Consider the following 26,923-nt stretch of genomic DNA (forward strand, 5'->3'; position numbering starts at 1 on the left):
AGGAGAAATGAGTGAAGCGACTGCTCGGGATATTATTAGCGACAGCCGCAATAATCATTATCATTGTGGCTTTGTTTGTCAGCGGGTTACGTTTTTTCCTGCCTCATATTAATGATTATCGCCAGCAATTGGCACGCCAGATTTCAGCCTTAACCGGTGTTTCCGTCAATATAGGTTATACCAGTGGTCGCTGGGAGCCATTTGGCCCTCAGCTGGAAGTCCGGGATCTTCATGCAACAAACGAAGAAACGGATATTAAAGCCAAAAAAGTGACGCTTTCTCTGGATGTCTGGCGCTCATTATTACAGCGGCGCTGGCATTTCCGTGACCTCTCTTTTTATCAGCTTCAGGTGGATTATGATAAGCCACTGTTTGATGGCGAAAGTGAACACCAGTTACCCAAACCGGACAAGCTATCCTCCCTGTTTCTCGAACGTTTTAATTATTTCGAATTGCATGACAGTAGCCTGACTTTTCCTACTCCATCGGGAGAAAAAGTCAGATTATTGTTACCGCAGCTGGCATGGCTGAATAAAGACAACCGGCATCGTGCAGAGGGGCATATTAACCTGTCTTCGATTAATGGGCAGGAAGGTGTTGTACAGATTAAATTTGACCTGAAAGATATTAATCATGTTTTAGATAGCGGCACTATCTATTTACAGGCTGATGATATTGATATGCGGTTGTGGCTCAGCCGATGGTTAAAAGACAGCACCGGCCTGGAAAATGCCCGTTTCAGTCTGGCTAACTGGATTACCCTGAAAAACGGGAGAATTGATAGTGGGCATTTACAACTCAGGCACGGGTATGCCAGCTGGTATGTGGGGGAGAAGCAACATCAGCTCACTGTTCATGATCTGCTTTTGCAAATGCGTCGTCAGGGAGAAGGCTGGCTGTTCGATATCCCAAATCTGGAAAGCCTGAACACTAATGGTCAGCAGTGGCTTGCCGGTCGTCTTGCCGCCTTATATATCACGAAGGCAAACAAATATCAGAACAAAGATCATTGGCGTATTCGGGCTGAAAATATTCAGCTTGAACGGCTGAGTGGCATGTTGCCGCTGATGTCACCTGTGACTCCTGAGAACGTCAATGACTGGCAACATCGGCAGCCAAAAGGGCTAATTCACCGTTTTGCCCTTGATGTTACGCCTGAACTGGCCGATGGCATGGATATTGCTGTTAAGTGGCAGGATGTCAGCTGGTCTCGCTGGAAAGAGCTGCCTTCAGTGAATGATTTTAGTGGCATGCTGGCGGGAAATAAACAGCAAGGAAACTTCATATTTGAGTTGAAAAATAGCTTCATTGATTACCGGCAAATGTTTCAGGCACCGTTTGATATTGCCAGCGGTGCAGGGAAAATCGAATGGAAAAGTGATCAGGAAGGTTTGAAAATATGGAGTCAGGGGCTGGATTTGCAGACCAAATCATTATGGATAAACGGCGATTTTAATTATACAGAACTCAGGAATAAGCCCCCAAAGCTGGAAATGCTGGCAGGGATCCGAGTCGAGGATGCAGGCGAAGCATGGCGCTATTTTCCCCAAACCCTGATGGGAAAATCACTGACAGATTATCTGACAACAGCGTTAATTAAAGGGAAAATCGATAATGCCACGCTGATTTTTCAGGGTAACCCTCATGACTTTCCATTCAGGCATAACAATGGCCAATTTCAGGTGTGGGTTCCCCTGCGCAATGCAACATTTAAGTACCAGCCAGACTGGCCAGCTCTGTTTGACCTGAATGCTAATTTGAATTTCCGCAATAACGGATTATGGATACAGGCAGATAAAGCGAAACTGGGTAAAGTCGATGCTTCCCGGGTTTCTGCTGTTATCGCTGATTATGATAAAGAAAAACTCTTAATTGATGCTGACATTTCCGGAGATGGCGAAGATATTCACGACTATTTTCACCATAGTTCATTATCCGATACTGTCGGGAATGCGCTGGATAATTTACAGCTTAGCGGCAAGGTTGATGGCAATCTTCATCTGGATATACATCTGCAAGATGGCAAAACTGATGCCCGTGGTGAAGTGGTGCTGAAAGATACTGAACTCTTTATTCAGCCACTGAACAGTAGAATGAAGCACCTCAGTGGCAAGTTCCGCTTTGATAATGGCAATTTGCAAAGTGATAGCCTTTCCACTAACTGGCTTGGTAACCCTCTGTCATTACGATTTACGACGCAGGATTTAGTGCAACATTATCAGGTTAATGTTGACCTGAATGCTGGCTGGCCTGTGGCAACACTACCGGAATTGCCGGAAAAAATACGCAGTCAGCTATCAGGGCGGCTTGACTGGCAGGGAAAAGTCAATATTACCATTCCCTCAAAAGGTGAGGGTTTGCAACATGAATTACCACAACAGGGCGCAAAATATCAGGTTGCAATCAATGCTGATTTGTCACATATCAACAGCACGTTAGACGGGCTGGAAACCGCCTCTTTGCAGGGATTGAATGATCTCAATATTCAGGCCGAAGGGGATGATAATCAGCTTAGGCTTACCGGTTCATTAGGGAACAGATATAAATTCAATAGCCAATGGTTACTGGAGAAAGGCTATACCCGTTTACAGCGGGGTATTCTGAACACAGATAAAAACGGAATTCCTGCGTTACCTGAAAAATCAATGCTCGAACTGAATTTACCTGATATTGAAGGTGATAAATGGCTGGCACTGCTTGGAACATTGGAAACCAAATCCGGAACGGGTGGTGCTTTCAGGTGGCCTGAGTTATTTGAAATTACAATACCTTCTTTGAATATCGGCGGGCAGCGTTGGCATAATCTTATACTGAGTGCCAGCAAACAATCTGATAGTTTGCATATTAATGCGATCGGAGAAGAAATTGACGGCGATTTGTGGGTTTATTCGGATAGGATATGGCAGGGAGCATTTAATTATCTCTATTATAATCCGGTGTTCCCGGGCAGCGCTGCCAATGATGGCAACTCGCTGGCTTCAAGCGTAGCAGATACACCAAAATATAATTTGAATCACTGGCCAACATTTAATGTGAGATGTAATGAATGCTGGCTGGCCGGATCGAAAATCGGAAAAATTTCAGGAACGGTCAAACCGGAAGGCAACTCATTGGTTCTGACTGATGGCCGGGTAGAAAATAGTGCTGGTAAATTGACATTATCCGGTCATTGGAGTGAAAGTAATGAGGGAAACTATACTCGGGCTAAGGGGCAAATATCAGGGGAAAGTTTAGATGATATGGCTGCTTATCTCGGGTTCATTATTCCCATTACCGGTGCTCCATTTAAGTTTGATTTTGATCTTAACTGGAAGGATACGCCGTGGCAGCCTGATATTAAAACGCTTAATGGCCGTCTGACAGGGACACTGGGCAAAGGCACAATAGCTAAACTGGGCGCCGGCAGAGCAGGACAACTGTTGAGGCTGGTCAGTTTTGATGCTTTATTGCGTAAATTACAGTTGGATTTCAGTGACACATTCAGTGATGATTTTAACTTTGATTCTATGCGCGGCGATGCACAACTAAAAAATGGGGTTATGTATACGGATAATTTCCATGTTGATGGGCTGGAAGCTGATATCGATGCAAAAGGTCAGATAAACTTTATCCAGCGTCAGCTCAATATGGAGTTGGTGATCACCCCGGAAATATCAGCCACAGTCGGTGTGGCAACCGCTTTTGCAATTAACCCTATGGCAGGTGCTGCTGTTTTTGCAGCGGCGAAAGTGTTAGGCCCGTTATGGAGCAAGATCTCAGTCATTCGCTATCGAATAACCGGCAGTCTGGAACAACCTAAAATTGATGAAGTCTTACGTCAGCTTAAGGAGAATAAAGGGTCATGAGAAACGTCAATGTTGCACTCTTACAATTATGCAGTGGTACAAACATCAAACATAATTTAGCGCAAATTGAACAGCAGATTAAGCAATTGCCTAAAACTGTAAAGCTGGTTCTGACCCCGGAGAATGCCTTACTGTTTGCAGACGCTGATGCTTATCGCGAACATGCAGAAGAACAGGGAACAGGCCCGTTACAGCAGGCCGTACGTGAACTCGCACAGCATTATGGTATCTGGTTACTGATTGGTTCAATGCCGATGATCAGTCGGGAAGATCCGAGCCGTATTACCAGCAGTAGCTTATTATTTGATGATCAGGGTGAAATTCGCGCCCGCTATGACAAGATCCACATGTTTGATGTCAATATCAAGGATGAACACGGTTCTTATAACGAATCTTCTATTTATCAGCGTGGTGAACACATCACGGTTGTTGATACCCCTGTCGGTCGTCTGGGAATGACTATCTGTTATGATCTGCGTTTTCCCGGCCTGTTTCAGGCACTGCGGGAACAGGGCGCTGAACTGATTTCTGTACCAGCCGCTTTCACCAGACTGACAGGTAAAGCGCACTGGGAGCCACTTTTGCGTGCCCGCGCAATTGAGAATCAATGTATTATACTGGCTCCTGCACAGGTTGGTGTGCACGGCACCCGCAGAACGTGGGGGCATTCAATGGCAGTGAGTGGCTGGGGGGAAATCATTAAGAAAAATCCTCTGAGTGTCTGTGCACTCCAGCTCAATATCCGGCGAGACAGCCTGACTCACATGCGTGAACAAATCAGAGTGGTGAAACATAATCGCTTCCGTCCGCAACTGACTTCTTTGATAAAAAAGAATACAAATTTAGATAAAGAGTAAACACTATGAGTTTAACTTATGTCAGTGAACATTTACTGACTGACAATGGCCTGAATCATAACGACTTGTTTTCTGTATTAGGGCAGTTGGCAGAACGCCGCCTTGATTATGCTGATCTCTATTTTCAGTCCAGCTACCACGAAACGTGGGTATTGGAAGATCGTATCATCAAAGATGGATCCTATAATATTGATCAGGGAGTAGGTGTCCGGGCTGTTAGCGGCGAGAAAACCGGTTTTGCCTATGCTGATCAGATCACTCTGAATGCCTTGCAGCAAAGTGCACAGGCAGCGCGCAGCATTGTAAGAGAAATAGGAAATGGCACTGCCCATACCCTGGGAGCAGTGACACATAACGCTTTGTATCCAGCAGTAGATCCGCTGCAAAGTATGAGCAGGGAAGAGAAAATCGCTCTGTTACACCATGTTGATAAAATTGCCCGTGCGGAAGACCAAAGAGTACAGGAAGTTAATGCCAGCCTGAGTGGTGTTTATGAGCAGGTACTGGTTGCTGCGACGGATGGCACATTAGCCGCTGATATCCGTCCGCTGGTACGTCTTTCTGTCAGTGTATTGGTCGAAGAAGACGGCAAACGCGAGCGTGGTTCCAGTGGCGGTGGTGCCCGCTATGGTTATGAATATTTCCTGCAAGACACTGATGGGCAGACGCTGGCAGAGCAATTTGCCCGTGAAGCTGTTCGCATGGCATTAGTCAATCTTTCAGCAGTTGCGGCTCCGGCAGGAGCAATGCCGGTTGTACTGGGTGCAGGCTGGCCGGGCGTTTTACTGCATGAAGCCGTTGGTCATGGTCTAGAAGGTGATTTTAATCGCCGTGGCACATCTGTTTTCTCTGGTCAGATTGGGCAGAAAGTTGCTTCCGAGCTATGTACTGTGGTTGATGATGGCACGATTGAAGGGCGTCGGGGTTCATTATCTATTGATGATGAAGGGGTTCCGGGACAATACAATGTCCTGATTGAGAACGGCATTTTAAAAGGTTACATGCAGGACAAACTTAATGCACGTTTGATGGGTGTTGCTCCGACGGGGAACGGTCGTCGTGAATCTTATGCCCATTTGCCTATGCCACGTATGACTAACACCTACATGCTGGCAGGTAACTCTACACCAGAAGAAATTATTGCCAGTGTTGATCGTGGTCTGTATGCACCGAATTTTGGCGGCGGTCAGGTGGATATTACTTCAGGTAAGTTTGTCTTCTCGACATCAGAAGCGTATTTGATTGAAAACGGTAGGATCACCAAACCGGTAAAAGGAGCAACTCTGATTGGCTCTGGTATTGAGGCGATGCAGCAGATTTCCATGGTTGGTAATGATTTAGCCCTTGATAAAGGTGTTGGTGTCTGTGGTAAAGAGGGTCAAAGTGTTCCCGTGGGAGTTGGGCAGCCTACATTGAAACTGGATAACCTGACCGTAGGCGGAACAGCTTGACACTTTTTGGCGTGATTTGATCCATTAAGTGCAAGAGGTCATTATGAAAAAGAGCGCACTGGCAGGTGTATTTCTGCTTCTGGCGGTTATCTCTATTGTCTTTTTGAAAGACACGGGGTTATCTGGTAGCGGGAAAACACCGCAAAATACGGTGGTAGCAGAAGAGACAGCCACTCCGCATATTGATGTTCTGACTGAACAGCATCGGGTTGCGAGTTATCTGAAACAACATCACAAATTGCCTGATTATTACATTACGAAGAAACAAGCCCGTCGTTTGGGCTGGGAACCCCGTAAAGGTAATTTATGTGAAGCCGTACCGGGAAAAGCAATTGGTGGGGACAGGTTCACCAACCGAGAGCATAAACTGCCAGATGAAGCCGGACGCCAGTGGTTTGAAGCAGATGTGAATTATAACTGTGGGCGTCGGGGTAGTGACCGGTTACTCTATTCTAACGATGGGCTAATCTACCTGACGCTTGATCATTATAACCATTTCACAAGGCTGGAATGAGAATATGAAAAAAGTGGAATTCGATTTTAACCATATCCCTGATTTAACAACGTTCTATAATCAGTTCAGGGAGCGTTTCGATCTTAGCGACCATTTTGGTGCTAATTTGGATGCGCTCTGGGATGTGGTAACAAGTGAAATTGAGTTGCCTGTTGATATTACCTTTATCCATCTGGATGTGCAGAAAAAACCACATTTTGCAGCGCTGGTGCTTTTGTTTGAGGAAGCTGAAGAAGAGCTGGAAGGGGAACTCAAGTTTGATGTGATGAATTAACTTTTCCCTTCTTATTACACCGCTACATTGACTGAAATGTGGCGGTGTTTCTCTATAGAGCCAGCGGTTATTTATTCACAACGTGGCTTTCATCGCCAGAGAAATAACGCTCAACATTCTTAAATGCGCTGTCAAAATAGATGTCATAGCAGCTTTTTGTGACATAACCTATATGTGGACTGCACAGGACATTATCTCGTTTTAATAAAGTGTGGCTGGTATCCCAAATTGGTTCAACATCAAAAACATCCAATGCAGCAAAACCTGGCGTACCCAGATCAAGTGCTTTTTCAAGAGCACCGTCTTCTATAAGCGCTGATCTTGCTGTATTGACTAATACCGCACTGTTTTTCATATGAGTCAGATCAGTCAGTGTGACATTACCTGTCGTCTCTTTAACCAGACGCTGATGCAGGGTAATAACATCCGATGTTTTAAAGAAATCTTCACGTGACTGAGGGACAATCAGACCATCCCGACGGGCTTTTTCCTGTGAACGTTCTGAACCCCAAACCTGAACTTTCATATCAAATGCACGTGCATATCTGGCAACCCGTTGACCAATATTTCCATACCCGAGGATCCCAAGGGTTTTTTCAGCCACGGTATCGCCCAGTTCAGTTTGCCACTGACCTTTTTTCATCGACTCCACTAAAGCGACGAATTTGCGGATGGAACTTTGAATTAACAGCCAGGTTAACTCTGCTGCGGCAACAGGAGAACCGGCACCTTCTACGACAGCAATGCCCCTTTGTTTACATAAATCCAGATCGATATTGTAAGCCACCTTTCCTGTCTGGCTGATCAGTTTTAAGTTGGGCGTTTTGGATAAGAACTTCTCATCAATAATTGTTCTTTCACGGATCAATATCAGTGCGTCAGCCTTAGAGAGTAACTCACTGGCTTTAGGATCGCGATCAATTGCACCGAGGCTGACAATGTCAAAATCACGGTTTTGATATAAAGACTGAATCTTTTTTGTTGCAGATTGATAATCATCTGGAATAACAATTAATGGCATTTGAAAATATCCTTTTCACGAATTCGGGAACAAAAAGAGCTTAATCGATATTTAATGTTTTACTTTCAATGTGCTTAAAAATAAGTATAGATTATTTATGTTCGGATATTACTTTATAATAACATTAAAACCAACTCACTGGTTTAAGATCCATTAAGATCACGAGGCTAAATTTAGGCTATATTCAATAATTATTGTTATAGTTTATTTTGTATTTATTAACAAAACTAATATTTTAATTTTTAAATTATCTTTTAATTATGAGCTATTTCGCTAGGAGCTAATTATGTCAACTAGTTATATATATAAGAGAGATGCTCGATATAATACTTTGAAAAAAGGGTTTAATCTTCGCTGGCCGGATCATAATAATGATGTTTCAGAGATTTATATTTGTAATAATGAGCAGGATGTTTTAGCTGCGGCAATAAAGATACATAAGGAAAATAAAAGAATTACAGTTCGAAGTGGGGGGCACTGTTATGAAGGATTTGTGAGTAATAATACCTTTAATGGTAATGAAAAAGAACAAGATACTGTTATTATTGATATAGGTGGTATATCAGGAATTAAATATAAAGAGGATAGAGGAATCACTTCTGAGTATGAGAGTGAAAGTCATAATGAAAAAACACAATACACTTTCAAAATATCAGCAGGAAATCAAAATTGGGATAGTTATGTTAATCTCTATAAAATATCAGGGAAAACAATACCTGGTGGCTCCTGTTATTCTGTTGGATTAGGTGGCCATATCACAGGTGGAGGATATGGGTTGCTGTCCCGTAAACATGGCTTAATAGTTGACTGGCTTTCTGGCATCGACATTCTTATACCTGATGAGAAAGATACTTTTAAGATTATCCATGTCTGCAAAGAGAGTAGTGATGACCGGTATCAGAGATTATTCAGAGCATGTTGTGGGGCTGGAGGAGGTAATTTTGGCATTATATTGAATTACTATTTTAAAGATTTGCCTGATGCACCAAGTACTGCAGGGATCATCCGGCTAACCTACCCGTGGGATAAAGTAGTCGATCAAAATGCATTCAGTAAATTTGTTCAGGCATATTATTCATGGTTTAACGATAATGATCAATATTGGAATGATAATGATGAAACGAAATGTAATGGTGGGTTATTTTCCTTATTAAAACTACAACATATCTCCACAGGGAATATAGAGATTATTATACAATATACCGGCAAAGATGGTTCTTATAAGACAGGTGTTAATGATGCACCTTTACTCAATTTTATTAAGACTATGGATCTTGCTGCAAATCATAATCTTTTTACTTATCAATCAGTAAATTTATCCACAATACATGGCCCGTTAGTACCACGGATAGATCAAGTTTCTCTGAGTCAGTTTTATGATGATAATAATAATTTATCAGGTTTACCTGTGCGGATTATGGATTGGTTATACTTGACTCAATCTATTAATGGTTCTGGCGAAAATCAATATGGAAAATATAAATCAGCCTATCAAAAAGGAAAATTCTCAGATTATTCATTATTGATGATGCATCAAGCATTAACGGAAAATCAAGATAAATTGTTTGTTAAACAAGCATTAATACAGATAGATTCATATGGTGGTTGTATTAATCAGGCAGATAAAAATCAAGAGACTTCGGTTTACCAGAGGGAATCTCTGCTAAAGTTACAGTTCCAGAATTATTGGAAAGATCCTGCACTGAGCGATGATTGTGTTGGTTGGATGCAGGTTACTTTTCACGGATATTTTAACGAATATAATGGAAAACCCTATGAAAAATATGATGGTGAAGATACACCTTATCAGGGATGCTATATAAATTATCCAGATATTGATATGAAATATACTGATTTCACTCATAAAACTATAGATCCAGACTGGCTGGCACTTTATTATGGCGAAAAAATATCAAAAGAACTTATTGAAGTAAAAAACATATTTGACCGGGATAATATTTTCCGTCATGAAATGTCGATTCCCCTGAAATAATATTTTTATACTTTACGAAATTTCTGTTTTTAATTAACCGCCATTTCTTGAAGAAATGGCGGTCTGAGTATCATGCTGTTCCAGATAATTCTTTCAGATACTGAAAAATCTGTCGGTAGGATTTTGGTGGTTTGTTTGCTGCTTTCTCTTTTTTGGCATTACGCACCAGCGTCCGTAGTTGCTGGCGATCGGTATGCGGATAGAGTGTCACAACTTCTTCAAGCGCATTGTCATTTTCCAGTAATTTATCCCGCAATTCTTCCAGTTTGTGCAGGATCACAACCTGCTGGTTATGCCGGTTTTTCAGTTTATCCAATGCGATAGTAATTGGCTCTGGATCGCGGGCACGCAAGAGTTTGCCTATCAATTGTAACTGGCGACGGCGACCTTCACGTTTGATTCTCTGTGCCAGCTCAATAGCGGCCAGCAAATCTTCATCCAACGGGATGCGTTCCAGTTCGCTTTTGCTCAGTTCAACCAGTTCTGCTCCCAGCTTTTTAAGCTCTTCCGCATCCCGCTTGATTTCACTTTTACTGACCCAGATTATCTCTTCTTCTTCCTCTTCAGCAGGATAATTGTCGAGCCAATCTTCAGGCTGCTTTGCCATAATTGTTTTCCTTCTAAAAAGGCCGGATAAGGTGCACTTTGGAACATGACCAATTTCCCGGTGGGTGTTAACATCTTCTAATATTGTCTATTGTAACTGGGAAAATTGCCTGATTACCACACGGCATTAATACTGAAAGCCGGAATATAGCACTTTTCCTGATAAATTCCCTTTTAATTTAAATGGTTATGGTTAATTAATGATAGTTACCAATCAACAAATTGCGGAGCAACGTAAGCAACTGGAAGAGGCTGTTTCCCACGCTCTGGAATTAGCGAAAGCAGGTTGCGATGCTGCGGAAGTCGCAGTCAATAAAACAACGGGGATCAGCGTCAGTACCCGTTTCAGTGAAGTCGAGAATGTAGAATTTAACAGTGATGGGGCACTAGGCATTACTGTTTATAATCAGCAGCGTAAAGGCAGCGCATCATCTACTGATTTAAGCCCGGAGGCTATTGCTCGTACTGTTCAGGCGGCTATTGATATTGCCCGTTATACTTCGCCTGATCCTTGTGCTGGCCCGGCAGACAAAGAGTTACTGGCGTTTGAAGCGCCTGATCTGGATTTGTTCCACACTGCTGATTTGGATGCTGATAAGGCGATTGAGCTGGCAGCCCGTGCAGAACAGGCTGCACTAGAGGCCGATCAGCGTATTACTAATACCGAAGGTGGTAGCTTTAATGCTCACTATGGCATCCGCGTCTTTGGTAATAGTCATGGTATGTTGCAGAGTTACTGCTCAAGCCGCTATTCCACATCTAGCTGTGTGATTGCAGAGCAAGACGGCAATATGGAACGCGATTATGCCTACACCGTGAGCCGTCGCTTTGATGAATTGCAGTCACCAGAGTGGGTTGGTCAGGAGAGCGCACAACGTACATTATCTCGTTTAGGAGCACGTAAGCTTTCGACGATGAAAGCACCTGTGATCTTTTCCGCAGAAGTGGCTACCGGTCTGTTTGGTCATTTGGTCGGTGCAATTAGTGGCAGCAGCATCTATCGCAAATCCTCCTTTCTGTTGGACAGTCTGGGTAAACAAATCCTGCCTTCGTGGCTGACAATTGAGGAGCAGCCTCATTTATTGAGAGCTCTGGCTTCAACACCTTTTGACAGTGAAGGCGTACGCACACTGCCTCGTGAAATTATTAAAGACGGTGTATTACAGTCATGGCTGATGACGTCATACTCTGCCCGTAAACTGGGTCTGACAAGTACCGGTCATGCAGGTGGAATTCATAACTGGCGTATAGAAGGTCAGGGGCTGGATTTTGCTGGGCTGTTGCGGGAAATGGGCACTGGTCTGGTAGTGACGGAACTGATGGGACAGGGAGTCAGCGCAATAACAGGAGATTACTCTCGTGGCGCTGCCGGTTTTTGGGTCGAAAATGGCGAAATTCAGTATCCCGTCAGTGAGATAACCATTGCAGGCAATCTGAAAGATATGTGGGCAAATATGGTAACAGTCGGTAATGATATCGAAACACGCAGTAACATTCAGTGTGGTTCGGTTCTGTTGCCGGAAATGAGTATCGCCGGTCAATAAGGGATACTCAATCAACAACAGCCAGTCTGGTCTACTGGGCTGGCTGTGAGTTAACGGTGATATTCACCCGCTGCTTCTGGTTGATAAAGTATTTCTAGTACTTTTATCCGTGTTTTTTCACCATTCGGCAATTCCCACGTGATCTCGTCATTAACCCGCAACCCTAAAAGTGCAGCACCTAAAGGTGCCATGACGGATAGCTGTTTTGTGCTGTCCTGTAGCGATGCAGGATAAACGAGAGTACGGATACGCTCTTCATTATTGCTAAAATCAATGAATTTAATTTCACTGTTCATAGTAACAATATCTGCCGGGATTTCTGCTGGCGGTAAGATTTCCGCTCTGTCCAGTTCATCGTTCAGTGCATCTGCGATGCTGGTATTGGCAAATGCAGCTTGTTCCAACAGAGAATCTAAACGTTCTGCATCTAGTTCATTAATAATGATATTTGGTTTTTTCATACCACGCTCCGAATTAGGCTCAATACAAAATAACACCCCGCAACGCAAGGAGGGGGGTGTTATTTTCAATGTGATTAAAGTGATATTAGGCTGTTCTGTCATGAAAATAAAGAGATCATGATCACGAACTGTTTGGTGCTGCTAATGAAACAAGGTTCAGCCAGATATTATGACAGGTGACAAATTATAGGCCTGTGACGGTGATCCTCGGGTTGGTTTCGCCAAAGATTGAAGTCAGTTCAACAATGTGCATGCCGCTCCATTTTTGAATGTCAGCCTGAGTAATTTCTTCGTTACCTTGTTTACCCAAAATCACAACTTCATCACCACTCTTAACTTCAGGCAGATCAGTCACATCAATCATAACGGTATTCATGGAAACGCGACCGACAACCGGTGCACGATGACCGTTAATCAGAACATAGGCTTTGTTTGACAGAGCAGTGCTGAAACCATCAGAGAAACCGACTGGCAGGTTAGCAAGGATAGAATCACGCTTCAGGATGTGAGTGTTGTCGTAGCTGACACCATTGCCTTTAGGGTATGGTTTAACAGAAGCAACGCGGGTTTTTACCTGAATCAGAGGTTTGAACTCCGGATGGCTGTCTTGCAAGATGCCGTACAATGCGCTGCCAACGCGAGCCATATCAAACTGGGCTTCAGGTAAGCTCAGTGATGCAAAAGAGCTGGATGCGTGCAGAGTGATTTCGTCTCTTTTCAGGTTTGCTTCTTTAATCAACCAGGCCGTTTGTTCGTTGAAGTTTTTGATACTTTCGCGGATCACATTCAGATCAGTGAGAGCATGGTGGCTCATGATGCCAACCAATTTCAGGTTAGGTAGCTTAGCAATTTGCAGTGCTTCCTGTTTGCCCTGTTCGGTTTTCATTTCCAGTCCATTACGGCTCATCAAACCGGTGTTCAGCGCTAAATGAACACGGATCTCTTTTCCATGTTTCTTAGCCACGGCATCAATAGCTTTAGCGCTTTCCAGATCGCCAACCATCTCTTCCATGTCATAGCTCAGCGTGCTTTCAATTTCATCTGCCATTGCTGCACGGACGCGTACCAGCTGGCCGGTAAAACCACTATCACGTACGATACGGGCTTCTTCATTACTGGTGATCCCAACACAAGGTACTCCGGTTTTAATGATTGACGGCATCAGCAGACCGAGACCATAACCATAAGCATCACCTTTCAGAATTGCACATATTTTGGTGTCTTTGTTCAGGGTTTCTTTCAGTGTTTGGATATTGTTTTCGAAAGTGGTGGTGTTGATTTCCACCCAGGCATTGTTGTTAACCGCAACACGTTCTGCCTGCGTATTATCTAAAGAAAGCACAGGTGCCGCCTGAGCTGCGCCCTGACATAAAGTCAATCCAAGAAAGATAGCTAATGTGGTCTTATTAAAACGCATGAAGTAAATCTCCAGTTTATGAACTGTACGTATAATTCTTTGTGTATAAAATCCCGTTAATGATAAGTTTTTTCCAAACCTATTTCATAGGGTTAAGTTATTGATGAATAACATTTATTGTTACCTGATGACTATTTATAAATAGTCGGAATGTTCAGCTTATTTAATTAACAAAACTTCTCAATATCTCTTTGTTTATAAATTTATAATCAGAATATATGAAGGTTATTTTATCTTTTGTTGGTTTTAAATATGGCTTTTGTTTCTGTTATTACAGACTAGCAAGCAGTATTAAGAGAAAAATAAAGAGAGTCAGGTGTTATTAACTGAATGAGAAAGGAAGGAGAAAATAGAGAAAAGTGTGATAGAAGGTCTGTGCTACAAACAGGCAAAATCGTGTAAGTTTATTCTTCGTCAAAGCCGGAATTGAATAACGCCACAATCGCTGACAAAGCCTGTTGTTCATCAACTCCCGTTGCTTCAACTTCAATGTAGCTACCTTGTTCAGAATCGAGCATCAACATGGCTATGACGCTGTGAGCTTCGGCCTGAACATTGTTGCTGTTGCGCAGAATGACCTGAGACTGAAACTGCTGCACGAGATCGTGCAGCTTCATGGCAGGCCGCGCATGCATACCGAGTCGGTTTTTAATCTCAAGTCTCTGTTTAACTGTCATGGCCTGCTCTATATAAGGTTACTTACGTTTTTCCAGTGTACGGTGGCGTGACTGAACGTTCTTACCACGGGAACGGAAGTAATCAGCTAATTGTTCTGCTACGTAAACCGAACGATGTTTACCACCGGTACAGCCAATGGCAACTGTCAGGTAGCTGCGATTATTGGTTTCCAGCATGGGTAACCATAGCTCAAGATAGCTGCGGGTCTGGTAAATAAAGTTATGTACTTCGGTATGACGATCCAAAAACGCAGCAACCGGACGATCCAACCCAGTCATAGGGCGAAGTTTTGGATCCCAGTGTGGGTTTGGCAGGAAACGTACATCGAAAACATAATCTGCATCAATCGGAATACCGTGTTTGAAGCCAAAAGATTCAAACACCATTGTCAGTTCACGTTCACGTTTGCCCAATAAACGTGTTCTGAGCATTTCAGCCAGCTCATGAACTGACATTTCAGAGGTATCAATGATCAGATCTGCCCGGGAACGCAGAGGTTCCAGTAAATCGCTCTCTTTGTCGATGGCACTTTCCAGTGACAGGTTTTTGCTTGAGAGTGGATGCAGGCGACGGGTATCACTGTAGCGACGGATCAGAGTGTTACGATCTGCGTCAAGAAACAGAAGTTGTGGTGAAAAGCTGTCCGGTAATTTTGTCAGTGCTTCTTCGAAAATTTCTGGGGATTCCGGCATATTGCGTACATCAATACTGACTGCCGCTGAAATATCACGTTCAGCCAGTGTATTAGCCAGCTCTGGAAGTAGTACTACCGGCAGGTTATCCACACAGTAGAACCCCATATCTTCCAGCGCACGCAGGGCTACGGACTTACCAGAACCAGAACGACCGCTGACTATCATCAGCACCATGAAATGACTCCCCTTTATTTTGCGGTTCATCAGAACCGCCGTCGTTTATACCCTCTGGGTATATTGCTTTTCAACAATCAATTGTAACCGTAATTGTAATTGTTATTTATTCAGTAATAATTTTGTATAACTCTTCATCACTTTGTGCCGAACGCAGGCGCCGACAGAAATTTTTATCTGAAAGACGCTTTGCGATCAAGGATAGTGAATGTAAATGTACCTGACACTGATTAGATGGAACCAATAAAGCAAACAGCAAGTCAACAGGCTGATTATCAATAGCATCAAACGTAATTGGTTGTTCCAGGTGTAAGAATACACCCACAGCATTATCTGAACTCTCGGTCTCCAGTTTGCCGTGAGGAATGGCAATCCCGTTGCCAATACCGGTTGTTCCCACTTTCTCACGGGAAAGGATGGCTTCAAATACGGCACTCTCTGGTAAATTCAGCTGCTTTGATGCCAGCTCGCTGATAATCTCTAAGGCGCGCTTCTTACTCGAACAGGATATGTTATTACGCGTACATTCGGGTGAAAGCACTGAGCTTAGTGGTAAATCTGTTTCGTTGTTCATTTCTTTATTCGCTTAGGGCTTTAATACCGGATGCCTGAGTTCAGACATCCGGTACTGAGGCACTGTTATTACCATTAAGCCTTCAGGTGCATATAGCAGCCTGAAGGCCGTTAGTTGGTTACAAATAGAACAGTGAGAATCTTATGACAGCCCTGTTGTCTGAAAGCTATTAATGTTGTCTCAATTTACTTTTGTGTTTGGTCAATTGACGAGTCAGTTTATCAACAAGTGCATCAATTGCCGCATACATGTCTTCATGCTCTGAACTCGCATGCAACTCACCTCCATTGACATGCACCGTGGCTTCAGCGATTTTCTGCACTTTTTCCACCCGGAGGATGACCTGAATAAGGTTAATCTTATCGAAATATTGATCCAGTTTGCCGCATTTCGTATTCACAATGTTGCGTAGTGCATCAGTGATTTCAATATTGTGGCCTGTGATATTGAGTTGCATAGTGTTTTCCTTCTCTCTCCGTTGTCTTTCAGGCTGTCTCTTTGTTGGTGGTTAGCCGCCTCGATACAAACCTGAAATTCATAGGGTCTATGTTATTCAAACCAACTTTTTACGCTGGTTTGAAGGCGGGATGGATAACGACTCTCTATATTTTGCGACAGTCCGACGAGCTACCTGAATACCCTGTTCGGCAAGTAGGCTGGTCAGTTTACTGTCACTCAGTGGTTTGGCCGGGTTTTCTGCCGTGACCAATTTTTTCACCAGTGCCCGTATTGCTGTAGAAGAAGCTTCACCTCCGCTGTCAGTATTCACGTGACTGGAGAAAAAATATTTCAATTCAAAAATTCCCCGTGGACTATGCAAATATTTCTGGGTTGTCACACGGGAAATGGTGGATTCATGCATATCAACCTGATAGGCAATATCTGCCAGTACCAGTGGTTTCATGTACTCTGCGCCATGCTCAAAGAAATCCTGCTGCCATTCCACAATGCAGTTACTGACCTTTAATAACGTTTCATTGCGGCTCTCAAGACTTTTTATCAGCCACTTAGCTTCCTGTAGGTTATTGCGGATAAACAGGCTGTCACTCTCATTCTGAGATTGCTGCCCCAGTGCAGCATAGTGCTGATTAATGCACAAGCGGGGAATGCTATCTGTATTCAGCCTGACCTGCCAGCGTTCATTTTCTTTCTGGACGAGTACATCGGGGATCACGTATTCGGATTCACCAGTATTGACCATTAACCCGGGCCGAGGCTCCAGTGACTGTATGATAGCAATAGCTTCTTTCAGAGCACTCTCTTTTAATTTGCTCTGGCGCAATAAATTTCGGAAATCCCGGTTGCCCAGCAGTTCAAGATACTTGCTGGTAACCAGTCTGGCTTCGTTCAGGTAGGGAGTTTCTATCGGCAACAGTGAAAGTTGGATGAGTAGGCATTCACGTAAGTCACGTGCTGCAACTCCGATGGGATCAAAATGTTGTACCCGTTTGAGTACGGCTTCGATTTCTTCCGGTGTCAGTTCATCATTGCCGATGCTGATAAGGATATCCTCGACAGAGGCGGTCAGGTAGCCCGTCTCGTCAATAGCATCAATGATTGATGTGGCTATAGCTGAATCTGTTTCAGTAAAAGGGGTCAGCGCAGCTTGCCACGTCAGATAGTCTTGTAGTGTCTGGGTGGTTTCCCCCTGATAGACGGGGAAATCATCCGCACTGTAATCACTTCGCGTTCCTGAAGGTGTACCGGCGCTGTAAATTTCATCCCAGCTGGTATCGAGGGGTAATTCTTCAGGCATATTCTTTTGTTCAAGCGCTTCAAGGGTATCCATAACCGTTGTTTCGGTATCTGAATAATCCTGAGCATCAATTTCCTGAAGTGTGTCTTCCTGTTCAAGCAGGGGATTCGTTTCCAAAGCCAGTTGAATCTCCTGCTGAAGTTCGAGCGTAGAAAGTTGCAACAAACGGATTGCCTGCTGAAGTTGTGGCGTCATCGTCAATTGTTGACTGAGTTTGAGTTGCAAACTTTGCTTCATAACGTTTTCACTTCCTCCTGAACTGATCCTTTAGTACTCCTGAATGGATTCCCCTCGAACTGATATACACTTCGTCTTTCAAGTCGCCTCTTTGTTGGCTGCGCTCGCTCATCCCGGTCACCGTTTTTATTAACATACGGTTATCTATGCTCCCGGGAATTACTGAGAGGCTCCTGCCTCTCACCGGAGGCCAGCCTTTGGCTGGGCAAATTCGTTCCCGACGAATTTGTCATTCCCTTGCCGCCGCGACGCATCTTGAAATTCATTGTGTAGTTTCCCTGAACGCTGACTGACAATGAGCCTTAAAGACGGAAGCCTTCACCCAGATAAACACGCTTAACCTGTTCATTGTTGAGGATGTCTTCTGGTGTGCCGTGAGCAATCAGATGCCCCTGGCTGACAATATAAGCGCGCTCACAAACATCCAGCGTTTCACGGACATTATGGTCAGTAATCAGGACGCCCAGACCATAATCCCGCAGATGTTGAATGATCTTTTTAATATCAAGGACTGAGATTGGGTCAACACCCGCAAAAGGCTCATCCAACAGAATAAATTTAGGGTTTGCTGCCAGTGCCCGGGCGATTTCCACACGGCGGCGCTCACCACCGGATAATGACTGACCGAGGCTGTTACGCAAATGGGAGATATGAAATTCTTCCATCAGTTCTTCAGCGCGCTCTTTACGCTGTTCCTGATTGATATCTTTGCGGATTTCAAGGACAGCCATTAAATTATCGTATACGCTCAGCCGACGGAAGATAGAGGCTTCCTGAGGTAAGTAGCCGATGCCCCGGCGGGCACGTTCATGCAGAGGCAGCAGGCTGATATCTTCATGGTCAATGGTAATAGTACCCGCATCGCGGGGCACGATACCAACGACCATATAGAAAGTTGTGGTTTTACCTGCACCATTTGGCCCTAGCAGGCCCACAATTTCACCTGATTTGACTTTCAGGCTGACATCCTCAACAACCTTACGCCCTTTATAAGACTTTGCCAGATTGTCTGCGTTTAATATTGCCATACGTCGTTATTTACTCTTTTTATGAACTTCAGTGCTGTTAGTACCGGTATTGTTAACACCCGGGCCTTTGTCCTGTAACTGAGAAGGCAACAGGACGGTGGTAACATGCTTACCTTTATCACTAAAGGCTTCCATTTGCTGTGTTGGCACTAAATAGGTGATTTTATCGCCTTTGATATTGCTGTCGAGCTGTTCAAGATAAGCATTACCTGTCAGTGTGATCAGCTCATTATTCATCTCATAGCGCATCTTCGAAGCATGGCCTTTGATAGGTTTACCATCATCCTGTAATTGATAAAATGTTGCCGGGTTACCATAAGCTTCAATAACCGTTTTTTTGGAATCCCCGTCAGGGCGGGTGACAACAACCTTATCTGCATGGATATCAATCGAACCCTGCTTTACAATAACATTATCCGTAAATGTGGCAATGTTCCCCGTTAAATCCAGTGATTGTCTGGCTGAATCAATGGTAATGGGTTTTTGGGTATCATCTTTCAGTGCCAGTGCAGGCAAACTGACTGCAACCAGTGTACTGGCAATAAAGGTATTACGGATTAGGTTCTTCATGTGGAATCTCATATTGAGTGGTCACCTTTTCAATCAGTTCAGCAGTTTTATCTCGCAGGTTGCCGCGCATTTTCATCCCAACAGATCTCAGACCGACACCTTCTAATGTAATTTTATCGTCGGATGCCACATCCTGCGTCACAAGATTGACGGTCGCGTTTTCTGTTGTAATACGTTTCAGTTGTGATGCGTCATTCAGGCTATCTACCTGAACATCCCCATATAAGTAGAGCATATTATCATGGGTAAGTTTCGCTTTATTGGCACGTACTGTCCATGTTGCCGGTGGTGGTGTGGATTTACTGTTAGCATCAAACGTTGTTAATACTGGCTTGGTAAACCAAGTCAGCTTTGTTTCCGTATAATTCTTAACATCATCGGCCTCTAGTTTGTAAACCAGTTTACCTTCTGGATCATAAACAAATGTAGTGGCTTCTTTTGTTTGATAAGTCGGGTAACCCTCATCCAAAACGGGTGAGGAGGCGTCTTCATTTGAATTGGATAAATTCCAGCCAATCAATGCAAGCACAATTAAAGTCAGTATTGCGATCAGCCAGGATTGAGTTCTGCTCATTCTTTTTTCAGTTCATGTGTTATATGGATAAACCTTTGGCATCTTCCAGCTTGTTCTGAGCAAAAAGCACCAAATCACAAAGTTCTCTGACTGCACCGCGACCACCGGCAATCCGAGTGACATAATCTGCTTTGGGCAGCAGTAGCGGGTGGGCATCAGCTACGGCAACAGATAAGCCGACTTTTGCCATTACAGGCCAATCGATAAGGTCATCGCCGATATAGGCAACCTGTTCAGGCTGTAGCGCTAGTTTATCCAACAGTTCCTGATACGCCAAAACCTTATCGTTCTGACCTTGGTAAAGATGTGTAATACCAAGAGTTTTTGCACGATCTTCCAGCAATTTGGCCTGACGACCGGTAATAATGGCGACTTCAAGGCCAGAAGTGATTAAACAGCGGATGCCGTAACCATCACGCACATTAAAGGCTTTCAGTTCTTCACCCTGATTGCCCATATATATCAGGCCATCTGACATCACACCATCAACATCACAGATTAACAGACGAATTTTACGGGCTTTTTCGATAATGTTTACATTAACTGGGCCATAACAGGTATCCAGATAGGTATTTTGATTCATTCAGGAATTTCTCTATTCATAATTTGCAACAGGCCTCGGTTGCAGGCCTGTTTACTACATCTTTGCTGATACTGTTTATCAGTATTGCTTACGGGTACAACCCTATTAGCCTTACCATCCTATCAGATTTACATGGCGGCTTTTTATACCACTCCTGCCTGTAATAGATCGTGCATATGTAATACGCCGAGCAATGTGTCACCTTCAGTGACCAGCAGGGAAGTGATATGGCGTGATTGCATCAGATTCAGGGCATCAACTGCCAGAGTATTCGGTTTGATACGGATCCCGCCGGTGGTCATAACGTCAGAAATTTTGGCATTATTCAAATCAATCCCCATATCAAACACGCGGCGTAGATCCCCGTCAGTGAAAATACCGTCGATCTGCATATCATCACCACAGATAACCGTCATGCCCAGTTTTTTTCGGGTAATTTCTATCAGGCCTTCACGAAGGGTGGCTGTGCGGGGAACGCGCGGAATATCATCGCCTGTTGTCATTAATTCGCTGGTCAGCAGCAACAGTTTACGCCCAAGTGCCCCGCCGGGGTGAGAAAGAGCGAAATCTTCGGTGGTAAAGCCACGAGCTTCCAGCAGGGCAAGAGCCAGTGCATCTCCCATAACAAGCGTTGCTGTTGTGCTGGTGGTGGGAGCTAACCCAAGAGGACAGGCTTCCTGTGGTGTTTTAATGCACAGGTGGACATCCGCGGCTTTGCTCATGTTGCTGTTACAGTTATTTGTCATACAAATGAGAGCAACTTTCTGCCGCTTAAGTACCGGAATAAGTGCGAGGATTTCGTTCGATTCGCCGGAGTTGGAGATAGCCAGTACGATATCTTTTGGCGTAACCATACCAAGATCACCATGACTGGCTTCTCCGGGATGGACAAAGAATGAAGGCGTTCCGGTACTGGCAAATGTGGCTGCGATTTTCCGCCCGATATGGCCGGATTTCCCCATTCCCATAACAATGACTTTACCTTCACATCCAAACATAAGCTCGCAGGCTTTGCTGAAATCGTCATTAATGTATTGCTCTAATTCCGCCAATCCTTCGAGTTCGATATGTAATACTCTTTTACCTGCTTGCTGAAAATCGATCTTAGGCATTTCTACTCCCACTTATTCCCATTACAACCGGTAATTACTCAGAACATTGATCACCAGACATTGATCATCAAATCGTGATTATCAAACATCAGCTACCATACATTAGTCACCGGATATTAATCACCAGGCATCACAAAAAGTGCAACAAAATATGCAATAAAGCAGCTAAGTAATAGTGCACCACTCAGCCGGTTAAACCGATGTTTTCTTCTCACACAGAATATCGTGAATAGTACACTCGCCGCCATCATGATCCAAAAATCCCGGGAAAAGGCGTAGGATGAAATAACGCTGGGTGAAAATAGGCCGGAAACACCTAACACAAGGGTCATGTTGAAAACATTAGAACCAATAATATTTCCCATGGCCATATCATTTTCACCTTTAATGGCTGCGGCAATAGAAGTGGCGAGCTCTGGCAGGCTTGTTCCCACCGCCAGAATAGTTAACCCAATCACCAAGTCGCTGATACCGTAAATCCGTGCAATGACGGTGGCATTATCAATGACCATTCGGGTGGATATCGGCAGGAGAAGCAGCCCTAATACAACCCAAAGCAGCGCGATACCGTTATTACCTTCGTCGGGTAATTCTGCATCTCTCTCCTGTGTATAGCTGTCAACATCATCAGACTGGGTACTGACTGTCATTTTTATCATTATTGATATAAAAAACAGGGCAGTCAGTAATAAAAAAATCCCATCCAGACGGCTCAGGTAGTTATCAGACAGCAGATAACCCACAAAGGCCATAATCAGCAACATTAGTGGTAATTCCCGCCGCAGGATCTCTGATTGCACTGTTATTGGGCGTATCAGTGCCACTGCGCCGGTAATCAGTAGCAGATTGGTAATATTGGAGCCGAGTACATTACCTACGGCCATGTTGGGTAACCCGTTCAGACTCGCGTTTACAGAAACCATCAGCTCAGGCAAAGAAGTGCCGATGCCCATAATCACCAGTCCAATAATAAAAGGAGGAACTTTTAATGTGCGCGCAAATACCGCAGCACCATATACTAATCTATCAGAACCATACACCAGTAAAATCAACCCGGTAATGAGCAGTAAAATAGTCAGAAACATGTTGTGTTCCTTAGAGAAAATTCATGTGAGCACAATGCCAGTGTTGGTTGATTTCTGGACAAAAATATTTATTTAGCCAGATTTATATATTCTGAAGGCCGAAAGTTAAAAAGTAAAATTTGCTATCACTTTGCTAACGCAAATTGGAAAATTTTTTTGTAGTATGCATTACTAATTATTTAGAAACAGCAAGAAATTCGTTTATTAACGATTAAGGGCTATCAATAATGAGTCAACTAACAGCAAATCTTATTGAGATCTGCGGCATGTCTTTTACCCGTGGTCAGCGCCCGATCTTTTCTGATATCAATCTGACGGTTCCAAAAGGGAAAATAACAGCCATTATGGGGCCTTCCGGTATTGGAAAAACGACTCTGCTGCGTCTGATGGGCGGGCAAATCCGCCCTGAGCGCGGTGAGATTTGGTTTGATGGCGATAATATCCCGGCATTGTCCCGCCAGCGTCTTTATGAAGTTCGTAAGAAGATGAGTATGTTATTTCAATCGGGCGCATTATTTACGGATTTGAATGTGTTCGACAATGTCGCTTTTCCCTTACGTGAGCATACTAAACTCCCCGAAGAATTAATTTACACTACAGTGATGATGAAGCTGGAAGCGGTAGGATTACGTGGTGCGGCAAAACTGATGCCATCTGAGCTATCGGGAGGTATGGCAAGGCGGGCTGCACTGGCGCGGGCGATTGCACTTGATCCTGATTTAATCATGTTTGATGAGCCATTTGTCGGTCAGGATCCTATTACTATGGGAGTGTTGGTTAAATTGATCGATGAACTTAACCATGCGCTCGGTGTTACCTGTGTTGTGGTTTCCCACGATGTTCCTGAAGTACTGAGTATTGCTGATTATGCCTATATTGTGGCTGAGCAGAAAGTGATTGCAGAAGGGACGCCTGAGCAATTGAAAATGAATCAGGATCAGCGGGTACGTCAGTTCCTTGATGGTATTGCTGACGGGCCGGTGCCTTTTCGTTTCCCTGCGGGGGATTATAAAACCGAGTTATTAACTAACAGAAATCGTTATTAGGATACTTGAATGTTGATGTTAACACGGGCGCTGGCAACATTTGGCAGGCGTGCGATTGAAGTTGTGGCTTCTTTCGGTCGGGCCGGTTTTATGTTATTCAGCGCGATTATTGGTAAGCCTGAGCCTGCAAAGCAGTGGCTGTTATTGCGTCAGCAGCTTTACAGTGTAGGCGTTCAGTCACTACTGATTATTGTAGTTTCCGGTTTATTTATCGGTATGGTTCTGGCTTTGCAGGGCTATCTGGTGCTGAGGACTTTCAGTGCTGAAGGCAGTCTTGGCATGATGGTGGCGTTATCGCTGCTGCGGGAATTGGGGCCGGTCGTGACCGCACTGTTATTCGCCGGTCGTGCGGGTTCTGCCCTGACGGCAGAGATCGGCCTGATGAAAGCGACAGAGCAAATTTCCAGTCTGGAGATGATGGCAGTAGACCCGTTGCGTAGGGTAGTTGCCCCGCGTTTTTGGGCTGGTTTTATCAGTATGCCTTTACTGTCATTGATCTTTGTGGCTGTAGGTATTCTGGGCGGTGCGATGGTCGGAGTCGACTGGAAAGGGATTGATGGTGGTTTTTTCTGGTCTTCCATGCAATCAGCGGTGGAATTGCAAAAAGACATACTTAACTGTTTTATTAAGAGCTTAGTTTTTGCCATCACGGTGACATGGATCGCGCTGTTTAATGGGTATGATGCTATCCCGACATCAGAAGGGATCAGCAGGGCAACGACGCGTACAGTGGTTCATGCATCGTTGGCAGTATTGGGTTTGGATTTTGTGCTGACAGCACTGATGTTTGGGAACTAATTCGATGCAAAGCAAGAAAAATGAAATTTGGGTTGGAAGTTTTATCTTAATTGCACTGGCCGCAATCATTTTCTTATGCCTGAAGGTCGCTAATGTCCGATCTTTCGGCAGTCAGACCACTTATCATGTCATTGCAGCATTTGACAATATAGGTGGGTTAAAAGAGCGTTCTCCTGTCAAAGTAGGAGGGGTGGTCATTGGTCGGGTAGGGAAAATCTGGCTCGATAAGAAAACGTATACTCCGCAGGTTGAACTGGATATTTTCTCGCAGTACGACAATATTCCAAGTTCCAGTTCGCTGTCTATCCGGACTTCAGGTCTGTTGGGTGAACAATATGTTGCGTTGAATGTTGGGTTTGATGATGCTGATTTGGGGATCACCATGCTGAAAGATGGAGATCGCATTGAGGACACCAAACCTGCAATGGTTCTTGAAGATTTAATTGGTCAGTTCCTGTACAAAAGCGGAAGTGGTGATCAGCAAAAATCATCTGAGGCTCCCGCACAGGTACATTAACCAGCAATCCACTGCTTAGGAGAAATAGCAATTATGTTTAAGCGATTACTTATGGCTGCCTTATTGGTGGTTGCACCACTTGCCAACGCGGTTGATCAGACTAATCCGTATGCTTTGATGAAAGTCGCGGCAGAAAAAACCTTCTCACGTCTGAAGGGTGAACAATCGCAGATTCGTGCTAATCCGGAAATGTTGCCTCAGATCGTGCGTCAGGAGCTATTGCCTTATGTTCAGGTAAAATATGCAGGTGCGCTGGTTCTGGGGCCTTATTACAAACAGGCGACGCCAGAGCAGCGTGATGCTTATTTTAAAGCATTTGAGGATTATCTGGCGCAGGCTTATGGTCAGGCTCTGGCAATGTATCACGGGCAGAATTATCAGATTGCCCCGGAGCAGCCATTGGGAGATAAGAATATCGTCGCTATTCGTGTCACCATTACCGATCCGAATGGTCAGCCTCCTGTCCGTCTGGATTTTCAGTGGCGTAAAAACAGTAAAACCGGATATTGGCAGGCTTACGACATGATAGCTGAAGGTGTGAGCATGATTACGACCAAGCAGAATGAGTGGTCGGAAATCCTGCGCCAGAAAGGTATTGATGGTTTGACAGAGCAGCTGAAAATCAGTGCACAGGCTCCAATCACTTTAGAAAAGAAAAAGTGATATGGAAAACGGTGAAATGAAAAACCGGGGGATGGATAAAGCCTCTGACAAAACACCGCTTAGCTGGCAACAGACAGGAAGCACCCTGTTTCTGAAAGGTACGCTGGATCGCGATAGCCTGCTGCCTTTTTGGCAGCAAAAGGACAGCTTATTGGCTCACATTGAAAACATTGATGTTTCAGGGCTTGAGCATGTGGACTCGACGGGAATGGCCTTATTTGTCCGTATAAAAGGCGACTGGCAGCAGAGTGGTAAGGTACTGACATTTTCTGGCATAGGGGAGCGATTGAACACACTGATTGCGCTCTATAGTCTACAAAGTCTCTTTGCTGATAATTCGCCTGAGAAAGGAAATTCGCCAGAATAAATATAATGCCTTCATTCTAGACCTAACAGATTTCAGGGTGTTGTTGATAACTCTGTTACCTGAAAGGTGGATATAATTATCGCCCTTATGAGTCATTGTCTTATAAGGGCGTTTTTCTTGGTTTAAGAGTCGTCTGGATTCCATTACGATAGGCATCTACTATTATTTTTTAACGACGAATGTGAGCAAGATATGGATACTAATGAGATTAAACAGGTACTGATGGAAAAATTGGTACTTGATGAAGTTATTGTTAGCGGCGACGGCAGCCATTTTCAGGTAATTGCTGTAGGTGAAATTTTTGGTGAGCTGAGCCGGGTAAAACAACAACAAACAGTTTATGCACCTCTGATGGAATACATTGCTGATAATCGTATCCACGCCCTGTCAATTAAGACCTACACACCAGCGCAATGGCAACGTGACCGCAAGCTCCAGGGTTTCTGAGGTTGTTTGCTTCGCCGCGAACAGCGCACTTTGAAT

The 26,923-nt window shown here is 44.1% G+C and carries 28 protein-coding genes; 13 read left to right on the forward strand and 15 right to left on the reverse strand.

The features are described 5' to 3' along the window. The first annotated feature begins 11 nt into the window (after positions 1-11). The 5 genes from yhdP to AACS90_RS07110 are packed head-to-tail and all read left to right on the forward strand — an operon-like array spanning position 12 to position 6,941. Positions 12-3,845: an AsmA2 domain-containing protein YhdP gene (gene yhdP / locus AACS90_RS07090; RefSeq protein ID WP_099122286.1), complete on the forward strand. Its 3,834-nt coding sequence runs from the start codon at positions 12-14 to the stop codon at positions 3,843-3,845. Next, entirely contained in the window at positions 3,842-4,702 is an 861-nt protein-coding gene (gene nit1, locus AACS90_RS07095; protein WP_099109630.1) for a deaminated glutathione amidase, read from the forward strand. The genes yhdP and nit1 overlap by 4 nt, the downstream gene beginning before the upstream one ends. 5 nt (positions 4,703-4,707) lie before the next feature. Further along, positions 4,708-6,153, forward strand: coding sequence for a metalloprotease TldD (gene tldD / locus AACS90_RS07100; RefSeq protein ID WP_099122287.1), 1,446 nt, complete (start codon positions 4,708-4,710; stop codon positions 6,151-6,153). Positions 6,154-6,196: 43 nt separating this feature from the next. Beyond that, positions 6,197-6,667 (forward strand): ribonuclease domain-containing protein, encoded by a 471-nt coding sequence (locus AACS90_RS07105; protein WP_099122288.1) that lies wholly within the window; start codon positions 6,197-6,199, stop codon positions 6,665-6,667. A 4-nt stretch (positions 6,668-6,671) separates the two neighbouring features. Continuing rightward, on the forward strand, positions 6,672-6,941 hold the full coding sequence (locus tag AACS90_RS07110) for a barstar family protein (RefSeq protein WP_099122289.1): 270 nt from the start codon (positions 6,672-6,674) through the stop codon (positions 6,939-6,941). 67 nt (positions 6,942-7,008) lie between these two features. On the opposite strand, the gene AACS90_RS07115 is transcribed toward AACS90_RS07110, so the two are convergent. Then, entirely contained in the window at positions 7,009-7,962 is a 954-nt protein-coding gene (locus AACS90_RS07115; protein WP_099122290.1) for a D-2-hydroxyacid dehydrogenase family protein, read from the reverse strand. A 286-nt stretch (positions 7,963-8,248) separates the two neighbouring features. On the opposite strand from AACS90_RS07115, the gene AACS90_RS07120 reads away from it, so the two are divergent. Beyond that, on the forward strand, positions 8,249-9,955 hold the full coding sequence (locus AACS90_RS07120; RefSeq protein WP_099122291.1) for a BBE domain-containing protein: 1,707 nt from the start codon (positions 8,249-8,251) through the stop codon (positions 9,953-9,955). A 70-nt stretch (positions 9,956-10,025) separates the two neighbouring features. Here the strand turns inward: AACS90_RS07120 and yjgA are convergent, their stop codons facing one another. Then, positions 10,026-10,562: a ribosome biogenesis factor YjgA gene (gene yjgA / locus AACS90_RS07125; RefSeq protein ID WP_099122292.1), complete on the reverse strand. Its 537-nt coding sequence runs from the start codon at positions 10,560-10,562 to the stop codon at positions 10,026-10,028. Between the two features lie 199 nt (positions 10,563-10,761). Between yjgA and pmbA the strand changes: the two genes are divergently transcribed. Beyond that, entirely contained in the window at positions 10,762-12,105 is a 1,344-nt protein-coding gene (gene pmbA, locus AACS90_RS07130) for a metalloprotease PmbA (RefSeq protein ID WP_099122293.1), read from the forward strand. A 50-nt stretch (positions 12,106-12,155) separates the two neighbouring features. Here the strand turns inward: pmbA and rnk are convergent, their stop codons facing one another. From rnk to AACS90_RS07195, 13 genes are all read right to left on the reverse strand, one after another. Then, complete coding sequence (gene rnk / locus AACS90_RS07135) at positions 12,156-12,566, reverse strand: nucleoside diphosphate kinase regulator (protein WP_099122294.1); 411 nt, start codon at positions 12,564-12,566, stop codon at positions 12,156-12,158. Positions 12,567-12,750: 184 nt separating this feature from the next. Continuing rightward, positions 12,751-13,983, reverse strand: a complete 1,233-nt coding sequence (gene alr, locus AACS90_RS07140) for an alanine racemase (RefSeq protein ID WP_099122295.1) — start codon at positions 13,981-13,983, stop codon at positions 12,751-12,753. A 404-nt stretch (positions 13,984-14,387) separates the two neighbouring features. After that, positions 14,388-14,660, reverse strand: coding sequence for a PTS phosphocarrier protein NPr (gene npr / locus AACS90_RS07145; RefSeq protein ID WP_099122296.1), 273 nt, complete (start codon positions 14,658-14,660; stop codon positions 14,388-14,390). 18 nt (positions 14,661-14,678) lie between these two features. Beyond that, on the reverse strand, positions 14,679-15,530 hold the full coding sequence (gene rapZ / locus AACS90_RS07150; protein WP_038259562.1) for an RNase adapter RapZ: 852 nt from the start codon (positions 15,528-15,530) through the stop codon (positions 14,679-14,681). Positions 15,531-15,636: 106 nt separating this feature from the next. Beyond that, on the reverse strand, positions 15,637-16,104 hold the full coding sequence (ptsN, locus tag AACS90_RS07155; protein WP_099122297.1) for a PTS IIA-like nitrogen regulatory protein PtsN: 468 nt from the start codon (positions 16,102-16,104) through the stop codon (positions 15,637-15,639). A gap of 169 nt (positions 16,105-16,273) precedes the next feature. Continuing rightward, entirely contained in the window at positions 16,274-16,561 is a 288-nt protein-coding gene (hpf, locus tag AACS90_RS07160; protein ID WP_099109641.1) for a ribosome hibernation promoting factor, read from the reverse strand. A 96-nt stretch (positions 16,562-16,657) separates the two neighbouring features. Continuing rightward, the gene (gene rpoN, locus AACS90_RS07165) at positions 16,658-18,097 is read right to left on the reverse strand and encodes an RNA polymerase factor sigma-54 (RefSeq protein WP_099122298.1); all 1,440 of its coding nucleotides are present in this window, start codon (positions 18,095-18,097) and stop codon (positions 16,658-16,660) included. A 302-nt stretch (positions 18,098-18,399) separates the two neighbouring features. Further along, on the reverse strand, positions 18,400-19,125 hold the full coding sequence (gene lptB / locus AACS90_RS07170) for an LPS export ABC transporter ATP-binding protein (RefSeq protein ID WP_099109643.1): 726 nt from the start codon (positions 19,123-19,125) through the stop codon (positions 18,400-18,402). Between the two features lie 6 nt (positions 19,126-19,131). Continuing rightward, a complete protein-coding gene (gene lptA / locus AACS90_RS07175) occupies positions 19,132-19,695 on the reverse strand; it encodes a lipopolysaccharide ABC transporter substrate-binding protein LptA (protein ID WP_099122299.1) in 564 nt (187 codons plus the stop codon). Beyond that, on the reverse strand, positions 19,676-20,269 hold the full coding sequence (gene lptC / locus AACS90_RS07180) for an LPS export ABC transporter periplasmic protein LptC (RefSeq protein ID WP_099122300.1): 594 nt from the start codon (positions 20,267-20,269) through the stop codon (positions 19,676-19,678). The genes lptA and lptC overlap by 20 nt, the downstream gene beginning before the upstream one ends. A gap of 19 nt (positions 20,270-20,288) precedes the next feature. Beyond that, the gene (kdsC, locus tag AACS90_RS07185) at positions 20,289-20,852 is read right to left on the reverse strand and encodes a 3-deoxy-manno-octulosonate-8-phosphatase KdsC (RefSeq protein WP_099109646.1); all 564 of its coding nucleotides are present in this window, start codon (positions 20,850-20,852) and stop codon (positions 20,289-20,291) included. Between the two features lie 143 nt (positions 20,853-20,995). After that, a complete protein-coding gene (kdsD, locus tag AACS90_RS07190) occupies positions 20,996-21,964 on the reverse strand; it encodes an arabinose-5-phosphate isomerase KdsD (protein ID WP_099122301.1) in 969 nt (322 codons plus the stop codon). A 116-nt stretch (positions 21,965-22,080) separates the two neighbouring features. Continuing rightward, positions 22,081-23,049 carry a calcium/sodium antiporter gene (locus AACS90_RS07195; protein ID WP_099122302.1) on the reverse strand — a complete coding sequence of 323 codons (969 nt, stop codon included), beginning with the start codon at positions 23,047-23,049 and terminating at the stop codon, positions 22,081-22,083. Between the two features lie 227 nt (positions 23,050-23,276). Between AACS90_RS07195 and mlaF the strand changes: the two genes are divergently transcribed. From mlaF to ibaG, 6 genes are all read left to right on the forward strand, one after another. After that, on the forward strand, positions 23,277-24,095 hold the full coding sequence (gene mlaF / locus AACS90_RS07200; RefSeq protein ID WP_099109649.1) for a phospholipid ABC transporter ATP-binding protein MlaF: 819 nt from the start codon (positions 23,277-23,279) through the stop codon (positions 24,093-24,095). Between the two features lie 15 nt (positions 24,096-24,110). Next, positions 24,111-24,893 (forward strand): lipid asymmetry maintenance ABC transporter permease subunit MlaE, encoded by a 783-nt coding sequence (gene mlaE / locus AACS90_RS07205; RefSeq protein WP_099122359.1) that lies wholly within the window; start codon positions 24,111-24,113, stop codon positions 24,891-24,893. Between the two features lie 4 nt (positions 24,894-24,897). After that, a complete protein-coding gene (gene mlaD / locus AACS90_RS07210) occupies positions 24,898-25,410 on the forward strand; it encodes an outer membrane lipid asymmetry maintenance protein MlaD (RefSeq protein WP_099122303.1) in 513 nt (170 codons plus the stop codon). A gap of 33 nt (positions 25,411-25,443) precedes the next feature. Then, entirely contained in the window at positions 25,444-26,073 is a 630-nt protein-coding gene (gene mlaC / locus AACS90_RS07215; protein WP_099122304.1) for a phospholipid-binding protein MlaC, read from the forward strand. 1 nt (position 26,074) lies between these two features. Next, positions 26,075-26,440, forward strand: coding sequence for a lipid asymmetry maintenance protein MlaB (gene mlaB / locus AACS90_RS07220; protein ID WP_241537921.1), 366 nt, complete (start codon positions 26,075-26,077; stop codon positions 26,438-26,440). Between the two features lie 192 nt (positions 26,441-26,632). Further along, entirely contained in the window at positions 26,633-26,887 is a 255-nt protein-coding gene (gene ibaG, locus AACS90_RS07225; protein WP_099109652.1) for a BolA family iron metabolism protein IbaG, read from the forward strand. Positions 26,888-26,923: the final 36 nt, after the last annotated feature.

Origin of the sequence: Xenorhabdus sp. KK7.4 (assembly GCF_963876465.1) — a bacterium.
Taxonomy (GTDB): Bacteria; Pseudomonadota; Gammaproteobacteria; order Enterobacterales; family Enterobacteriaceae; genus Xenorhabdus; species Xenorhabdus stockiae.

What these genes read in the sequence shown, in the direction of transcription:
- nit1 (WP_099109630.1), top strand. Translation starts at nt 3,842, where the DNA reads ATGAGAAACGTCAATGTTGCACTCTTACAATTATGCAGTGGTACAAAC.
- tldD (WP_099122287.1), top strand. Translation starts at nt 4,708, where the DNA reads ATGAGTTTAACTTATGTCAGTGAACATTTACTGACTGACAATGGCCTG.
- AACS90_RS07105 (WP_099122288.1), top strand. Translation starts at nt 6,197, where the DNA reads ATGAAAAAGAGCGCACTGGCAGGTGTATTTCTGCTTCTGGCGGTTATC.
- AACS90_RS07110 (WP_099122289.1), top strand. Translation starts at nt 6,672, where the DNA reads ATGAAAAAAGTGGAATTCGATTTTAACCATATCCCTGATTTAACAACG.
- AACS90_RS07115 (WP_099122290.1), bottom strand. Translation starts at nt 7,962, where the DNA reads ATGCCATTAATTGTTATTCCAGATGATTATCAATCTGCAACAAAAAAG.
- AACS90_RS07120 (WP_099122291.1), top strand. Translation starts at nt 8,249, where the DNA reads ATGTCAACTAGTTATATATATAAGAGAGATGCTCGATATAATACTTTG.
- yjgA (WP_099122292.1), bottom strand. Translation starts at nt 10,562, where the DNA reads ATGGCAAAGCAGCCTGAAGATTGGCTCGACAATTATCCTGCTGAAGAG.
- pmbA (WP_099122293.1), top strand. Translation starts at nt 10,762, where the DNA reads ATGATAGTTACCAATCAACAAATTGCGGAGCAACGTAAGCAACTGGAA.
- rnk (WP_099122294.1), bottom strand. Translation starts at nt 12,566, where the DNA reads ATGAAAAAACCAAATATCATTATTAATGAACTAGATGCAGAACGTTTA.
- alr (WP_099122295.1), bottom strand. Translation starts at nt 13,983, where the DNA reads ATGCGTTTTAATAAGACCACATTAGCTATCTTTCTTGGATTGACTTTA.
- npr (WP_099122296.1), bottom strand. Translation starts at nt 14,660, where the DNA reads ATGACAGTTAAACAGAGACTTGAGATTAAAAACCGACTCGGTATGCAT.
- rapZ (WP_038259562.1), bottom strand. Translation starts at nt 15,530, where the DNA reads ATGGTGCTGATGATAGTCAGCGGTCGTTCTGGTTCTGGTAAGTCCGTA.
- ptsN (WP_099122297.1), bottom strand. Translation starts at nt 16,104, where the DNA reads ATGAACAACGAAACAGATTTACCACTAAGCTCAGTGCTTTCACCCGAA.
- hpf (WP_099109641.1), bottom strand. Translation starts at nt 16,561, where the DNA reads ATGCAACTCAATATCACAGGCCACAATATTGAAATCACTGATGCACTA.
- rpoN (WP_099122298.1), bottom strand. Translation starts at nt 18,097, where the DNA reads ATGAAGCAAAGTTTGCAACTCAAACTCAGTCAACAATTGACGATGACG.
- lptB (WP_099109643.1), bottom strand. Translation starts at nt 19,125, where the DNA reads ATGGCAATATTAAACGCAGACAATCTGGCAAAGTCTTATAAAGGGCGT.
- lptA (WP_099122299.1), bottom strand. Translation starts at nt 19,695, where the DNA reads ATGAAGAACCTAATCCGTAATACCTTTATTGCCAGTACACTGGTTGCA.
- lptC (WP_099122300.1), bottom strand. Translation starts at nt 20,269, where the DNA reads ATGAGCAGAACTCAATCCTGGCTGATCGCAATACTGACTTTAATTGTG.
- kdsC (WP_099109646.1), bottom strand. Translation starts at nt 20,852, where the DNA reads ATGAATCAAAATACCTATCTGGATACCTGTTATGGCCCAGTTAATGTA.
- kdsD (WP_099122301.1), bottom strand. Translation starts at nt 21,964, where the DNA reads ATGCCTAAGATCGATTTTCAGCAAGCAGGTAAAAGAGTATTACATATC.
- AACS90_RS07195 (WP_099122302.1), bottom strand. Translation starts at nt 23,049, where the DNA reads ATGTTTCTGACTATTTTACTGCTCATTACCGGGTTGATTTTACTGGTG.
- mlaF (WP_099109649.1), top strand. Translation starts at nt 23,277, where the DNA reads ATGAGTCAACTAACAGCAAATCTTATTGAGATCTGCGGCATGTCTTTT.
- mlaE (WP_099122359.1), top strand. Translation starts at nt 24,111, where the DNA reads ATGTTAACACGGGCGCTGGCAACATTTGGCAGGCGTGCGATTGAAGTT.
- mlaD (WP_099122303.1), top strand. Translation starts at nt 24,898, where the DNA reads ATGCAAAGCAAGAAAAATGAAATTTGGGTTGGAAGTTTTATCTTAATT.
- mlaC (WP_099122304.1), top strand. Translation starts at nt 25,444, where the DNA reads ATGTTTAAGCGATTACTTATGGCTGCCTTATTGGTGGTTGCACCACTT.
- mlaB (WP_241537921.1), top strand. Translation starts at nt 26,075, where the DNA reads ATGGAAAACGGTGAAATGAAAAACCGGGGGATGGATAAAGCCTCTGAC.
- ibaG (WP_099109652.1), top strand. Translation starts at nt 26,633, where the DNA reads ATGGATACTAATGAGATTAAACAGGTACTGATGGAAAAATTGGTACTT.